Below are 5797 nucleotides of genomic sequence, written 5' to 3' on the forward strand. Positions count from 1 at the left end.
GCCGGCGGCGGCCCCCCCCGGCGCCGCGCGCGCGCGCCGCGCGCACATCGGCGCGCGCGAGCACGGACCGCGCCGCGGCGCGCGCCAGCCGCGCCACGCCGACCCAGCCGAAGATCGTCAGGATCGCGACGATGCGCAGGATGTCGGAGAGCGGCTCGCCGCGCGGCAGGCCGATGCGGCCCGTGTCGGCGGCGGCCAGCACGACGAGGACGGGCAGCGCCGGCAGCGCCAGCATCCCGTCCGCCAGCCGCATCAGCACCGCATCCAGCGCCCCGCCGCGCCAGGCGGCGAGCAGGCCGATGGCGGTGCCGAGCAGCGCGGCGGCAAGCGCCGTGGCAAGCCCCACCGCCAGCGAGACGCGCGCGCCGTAGAGCAGGCGCAGCAGCAGGTCGCGGCCGAGCTCGTCGGTGCCGAGCGGATGCTCCGCCGAAGCCGGGCCGTGGCGGAGGAAGAGGTCCGGCGCGAAGGGATCATGGCCGAGCGCCTGCTGCACCAACGGTGCAAGCAGGGCGCCGAGGGCGAGAAGCAGCAGCAGCGAGAGGCCGAGGATCAGGCGCATTGGGCCAGCTTGTCGCCCCCACCCCGACCCTCCCCCGCTTCGCGGGAGAGGGAGAAGGCCGCGCATGTCGCACTCCCTCTCCCGCTTGCGGGGGAGGGTCGGGGTGGGGGTATCGCTTCACCGACGTCACGCATCGCGCAGCCGCGGATCGAGGGCGCGCTGCGCGAGATCCGCCGCGAGCGTCGCGAGCATCGTCACCAGCGCGACCAGCAGCAGCGCGACGAGCGCCAGGTTGGTGTCGTTGCCCATCACCGCGTCGTAGATCAGCTTGCCCATCCCCGGGCGGGCGAACAGCGTCTCCGTGATCAGCGCGCCGCCGACCAGCGCGCCGGCATCGAGCGCCGCCACCTGCAGCACCGGCACCGCCGCGTTGGGAAAGGCGTGGCGCAGCAGCACGCGCGCTTCGCCATTGCCGCGGGCGCGCGCGGCGGTGATCCAGGGCTCGCGCAACGTCAGGCCGACCGCGGCCGCGGAATGGCGCGCATAGGCGGCGAGGTTCGCGATGGCGAGGGTGGCCACCGGCAGCACCAGGAAGCGCAGCGCATCCAGCCCGCCCGTCTCGCTGCTGCCGCCCGCCGGCAGCCAGCCGAGCGTCACGGCGAAGAAAATGATCAGCAGGATGCCGAGCCAGAAGGACGGCGCCGACTGGCCGAGGATCGCGATGGCATCCACCACCGGCGCCAGTCGCGGCCTTGCTGCCGCGAGCAGCCCGAGCGCGATGCCGATGCCGCCGGCCAGCAGCAGCGCCCCGCCGAGCAGCACGAGCGTCGAGACCAGCGCCGGTGCGATGATGTCGGCGACCGGTTGCGCGAAGAGCCGCGAATGCCCGAAGCGCCCCTCCAGCAACCCGCCCGCCCAGGCCGCGTAGCGCGCCAGCAGCGGCTGGTCGAGGCCGTGCAGCGCGCGCAGCCGCGCCGCGTCCTCCGCAGTGAGCCGCGGATCGCCGGCGATGGCGAGGTCGATGGGATCGCCCGGCATCAGCCCGATCAGCAGGAACATGGCGAAGGAAAGGATCGCCATGGTCACCGCGATCTGCAGGAGCCGCGCGGCGAGCAGGCGGATCACCGCACCGCCCACTCCGTCACCCAGAGCGAGGAGGGCGCGAGATGCCCGGTGGGTCGCACGCCGTCGAGCCAGGCGGGCCAGACATGCGCGTCCGAGCGGAACCAGAGGGGGATCGCGGGCAGTTCCTCGGCATAGATCGCCTGCAGCCGCTGCCACAGCGCGCGGCGCTTCTCGCGGTCCAGCTCGATCGGGATCGCCTCGAGCAGTGCGTCCATCTCGGCGTTGCGGAAGCCGGTGTAGTTCTGGCCGGACCAGTTGCGCTCGGCGCGCGGGATCTCGTCGGAATGCAGCGTGCTGCGCGGCACGCTCTCCGGCGCGCTGATCCAGGCGAACATCACCGCGCCGGTGAAGCGGCGCTTCGACAGCGTCTCGCCGAACAGCACGCGCGGCGGCTCGTTGCGGATGCGCGCCTCGATCCCCGCCTGGCGCCACATGCCCTGGATCACCTGCTGCACCGCCTCGCGCGAGCGGTTGCCGGCGGTCGTCATCAGCTCGATGGTCAGGCGCTCGCCGGCGGCGTTGCGGCGGATGCCGTCGGGACCGGGCCGCCAGCCGGCTTCCTCCAGCAGCGCGCGGGCGCGGGCGGGGTCATGCGGCCATTGCCGGATGGACTGGTCGTACACCCAGTCGAGCGGATTGACGTTGCCATGCGCCAGCACCTGCCGCCCGTCGAACAGCCGCTGCACGATCTGCGCGCGGTCGATCGCCATCACCAGCGCCTGGCGCACGCGCCGGTCCGCCAGCAGCGGCGTGTCGTGGTTCACGTCCAGATGCTCGTAGATCAGGCCGGGCTTGTAGCCGATGCGGAAGCGGTTGCCGACGCGGCGTTCCAGCGCGACGGCCTGGTCGAGCGGCAGGCCGAGCTCGCCCGCGATCATGTCGAGCTGGCCCGCCAGAAGCTGCGCCTCCAGCGCGGTCGTGTTCTCCACCGTGCGGATCGCGATGCGACGGAAAGCCGGCGCGGGGCCGGCCCAGGCGCCGTTGCGCTCCAGCGTGATGCCGGCGCCGGGCTGCACCTGGGTCACGCGGTAGGGGCCGTTCCACAGTGCGGGGTTGGTCGGCTCGGTCTCGTACGCGCTGCGGCTGCGGTAGCTGCGCGGCTCCTGTTCCCAGCGCGCGCGCTCGACATGGGCGGGCAGCGGCTGCCAGTCGCCGGCCGAGGCGTATTCGAAGGTCACGCGGTCGAAGCGCAGCGTGATCGTGCGCGCGTCCACCACGATCGCTTCGTAGGCCGAGCGGTAGAACTCGCTGCCGCCGAAGCCCGTCGAGAAGTCGCGCCCGGCCTGCCAGGCGAAGAGCAGGTCCTCGGCCGAGACGGGCCGGCCATCGCCCCAGCGCAGATCCTCGCGCAGCCGCCAGGTGACGCGGATGCCGGGCCTGCCATCCGGCGTGGTCTCGCGCAGCGCCATCCCGTTGTCGAGCGAGGGCAGCGTGTCGCAGGCCATGCAGGTCAGCGCCCAGTCCTGATCGTAGACCGTCAGCGGCCGTCGCGCGAAGCCGAGCACATAGGACTTCGCCGCCATGCTCTCGATGTTCGGATGGAGCGTCGCCGGATATTGCGTGATGCCGATGGTGAGCTGCTCGCGCGGGGCTTGCGCGGCGGCAGGCAATGAGAGCAGCAGGACGGCCAGGATCGCGGGGGCACGCATCACAGCTCCTCAGGGCCGGCGAGGCGCGGCGCCGGCGGTGCGATACCGGGCGGCGGAGGCGCGGCGGGCAGGAACGGCACCGGCGGCGCGTCATCCTGCCGCACGGCGTAGAGCGCGGGCGCCGCGCGGTTCACCGTGAGCTGGAATATGTCCGGGCGGTTGTAGTGGCCGACCACGTCCTGCTGCATCTTGCGGTTGATCACCCCGCCGATGTCGCAGTCGGCGATGACGATGCCCTCGATGCCTTCGAGCGGCCCGGCGAGGATCTGCCCATCCGGCCCGACGATCATCGAGCCGCCGCTGTTCTCCGGTCGTCTCAGACGCTCCGCCTGTTCGGCCGGCACCTCGAGCGCCGAGAGCGTGCCCTCGTCCAGTGCGCCGCAGGCGGAGACGACGAAGGCCGCGCCCATCTTGGCGAAGGCCATGGACTGGATCGCGACGAACTCGCGCAGCGGGCGCGCCTGCGGCCCGAGATAGGCGGGCCACGCCATGCCGTGGATGCGCGTGCCCTCCGCCATCAGCGCGAACATCGCGAGCGGGTTCGTGTTCTCGCCGCAGATCAGGGCGGATGCCGGGCCGAAGGGGGTTGCGAAGGCGCCGAAGCTGTCGCCGAAGCCAGGAGCATGCACCAGCCGTTCGCCGACCGTCGGCATGAGCTTCCGATGCTTGCCGATGATGCTGCCATCGGGTCCGAGGAACAGCTGCGTGTTCCACATGGTGCCGAGGGTGCCGGGATTCTTCTCGCAGATCCCCATGACCACGGTCGCCTCCGCGGCACGCGCGGCCTCGCACAAGGCCGCGACCTCCGGCCCTGGGATCTCGACCGCGTTGCGGAACAGGGCATTCGCCAGCGCCATCGCCTTCGGGCTGGTGGCGACGTGGTGGTGGTACCAGTAGCAATGGCCGGGGATGAAGCCTTCGGGGAAGACCATGAAGCGCGCGCCTTGCGCCGCGGCCTGTTCGATCATGCGGCAGGCCTTCGCGGTGGTCGCCTCGCGGTCGAGGAACACCGATGCGGCCTGCACCGCCGCCACCCGCACAACCGGGTAGGTATCCCCCGCCATCGCCGCCCTCCGCCGTCGCGCGCGGCGCAGTGTGGCGGCGGCGGCGGCGAAGCGCAAAGGCCGGTGCGTGCCTACTCCGCGGCGTCCTTCGGCTTCGCCTCCGCCAGCGATCCGATGCCGCCATGCGCCTTGGACCAGCCGACCGGGTCCTCCAGGAACTTGCGCACCGCGCCGAGCGCGGCTTCGGAGAAATAGGGACGCTCGCGGCACACCTCCAGCACGTCCCACCAGGTGCACAGATGGTGCAGGTTCAGCCCCATCGCCTTCATCTGCTCGAAGCTGCCGGGGAAGACGCCGTAGTAGAACACCACGAAGGTATGGTCGCAGATCGCACCCGCCTCGCGCAGCGCATTGGCGAAGCGGATTTTCGAAGCTCCGTCGGTGGTCAGGTCCTCGACCAGCAGCGTCTGCTTGCCGACCGGCACCTCGCCCTCGATCTGGGCGTTGCGCCCGAACCCCTTCGGCTTCTTCCGCACATAGGCCATGGGCGCCATCATCCGGTCGGCGATCCAGGCGCCGAAGGGGATGCCGGCGGTCTCGCCGCCGACGACGCTCTCGATCGTCTCGAAGCCGATGTGCCGGCCGATCTTCTCGACGCCCAGGTCGCAGATGCGGTTGCGCGCGCGGGGGAAGGAGATGATCTTGCGGCAGTCGATATAGACCGGGCTCTTCCAGCCGGAGGTGAAGGTGTAAGGCTCCTCCGGCCGGAAATTCACCGCCTTGATCTCCAGCAGGATGCGCGCGGTGGTCAGGGCGGCGTCGCGGTCCCAGTCGGAGGCGTGGGTGGCGGCCATCGGGGAAGGTTCCTGTCGGTGAAGGGCGGATATTGAGGGCTTGTGGTAACGCCGCCCGCGTGGCGCGTCCATGACGGCGGAGCCCCCGGCCGTCTGGGTGCTGGCCGATCCCCGCGCCGGCACCGCGGCGCAGGCGCTCGGCATCGCCGAGAGGCTGGACCGACCCTTCCGCACGATCCCGCTCGCCTGGGGCGCGCTGGCGCGGCTGCCGCTGGCCTTCGGAAGCCTGGCCGGCCTGGCGCCGGCGGCGCGCGCGGCCTTCGCGCCGCCCTGGCCGCGTCTCGCCATCTCCGCCGGCCGCCGCGCCGCACCGGTCGCGCTCTGGCTCGGCCGGCGGGGGGTGCGCACGGTGCATTGCATGCGCGCGCCCGGCGCCGCGGGGTTCGACCTGCATGTCGTCGGCCGGCACGACGATCCGACGCCGGCGCCGAACCTGCTCACGATCCTCGGCGCCGCGCACCGCGTGTCGGCGGCCCGCCTGGCGGCGGCGCGGGAGGAATGGGCGGCGCTGCAGGCACTGCCCCCGCCGCGCATCGCCCTGCTCGTCGGCGGCCCGGTGCGGGGGGAGGGGATGACGTCCGCCGCCGCCGCGACGCTCGGCGCGCGGGTCGCAGGCTTCGCCGGCAGCGTGCTGGCCCCCGCCAGCCGCCGCCCCGGCGCGGGCGG

Annotated in this window: 6 protein-coding genes; 1 reads left to right on the forward strand and 5 read right to left on the reverse strand. The window is 72.8% G+C overall.

What is annotated here, in order from left to right:
* The 5 genes from AC1MIR_RS21210 to AC1MIR_RS21230 all read right to left on the reverse strand — a co-directional run.
* Positions 1 to 559: ABC transporter permease subunit (locus AC1MIR_RS21210; RefSeq protein ID WP_480030164.1), on the reverse strand; the 559-nt coding region annotated here is incomplete at its 3' end.
* Between the two features lie 126 nt (positions 560 to 685).
* Entirely contained in the window at positions 686 to 1624 is a 939-nt protein-coding gene (locus AC1MIR_RS21215; RefSeq protein WP_480030165.1) for an ABC transporter permease, read from the reverse strand.
* Entirely contained in the window at positions 1621 to 3273 is a 1653-nt protein-coding gene (locus tag AC1MIR_RS21220; protein ID WP_480030166.1) for a peptide ABC transporter substrate-binding protein, read from the reverse strand. Before AC1MIR_RS21220 ends, AC1MIR_RS21215 begins: the two co-directional genes overlap by 4 nt.
* Complete coding sequence (locus AC1MIR_RS21225; protein WP_480030167.1) at positions 3273 to 4337, reverse strand: carbon-nitrogen hydrolase family protein; 1065 nt, start codon at positions 4335 to 4337, stop codon at positions 3273 to 3275. Before AC1MIR_RS21225 ends, AC1MIR_RS21220 begins: the two co-directional genes overlap by 1 nt.
* Before the next feature lie 71 nt (positions 4338 to 4408).
* The gene (locus AC1MIR_RS21230) at positions 4409 to 5131 is read right to left on the reverse strand and encodes an orotate phosphoribosyltransferase (protein WP_480030168.1); all 723 of its coding nucleotides are present in this window, start codon (positions 5129 to 5131) and stop codon (positions 4409 to 4411) included.
* A 70-nt stretch (positions 5132 to 5201) separates the two neighbouring features.
* Between AC1MIR_RS21230 and AC1MIR_RS21235 the strand changes: the two genes are divergently transcribed.
* Positions 5202 to 5797: ELM1/GtrOC1 family putative glycosyltransferase (locus AC1MIR_RS21235; protein WP_480030169.1), on the forward strand; the 596-nt coding region annotated here is incomplete at its 3' end.

The organism is Falsiroseomonas sp. RANM36, assembly GCF_056682175.1.

Bases quoted from the DNA above. Each gene is read 5' to 3' on its own strand.
- AC1MIR_RS21225 (WP_480030167.1), bottom strand. From the start codon at position 4,337: ATGGCGGGGGATACCTACCCGGTTGTGCGGGTGGCGGCGGTGCAGGCC.
- AC1MIR_RS21220 (WP_480030166.1), bottom strand. From the start codon at position 3,273: ATGCGTGCCCCCGCGATCCTGGCCGTCCTGCTGCTCTCATTGCCTGCC.
- AC1MIR_RS21230 (WP_480030168.1), bottom strand. From the start codon at position 5,131: ATGGCCGCCACCCACGCCTCCGACTGGGACCGCGACGCCGCCCTGACC.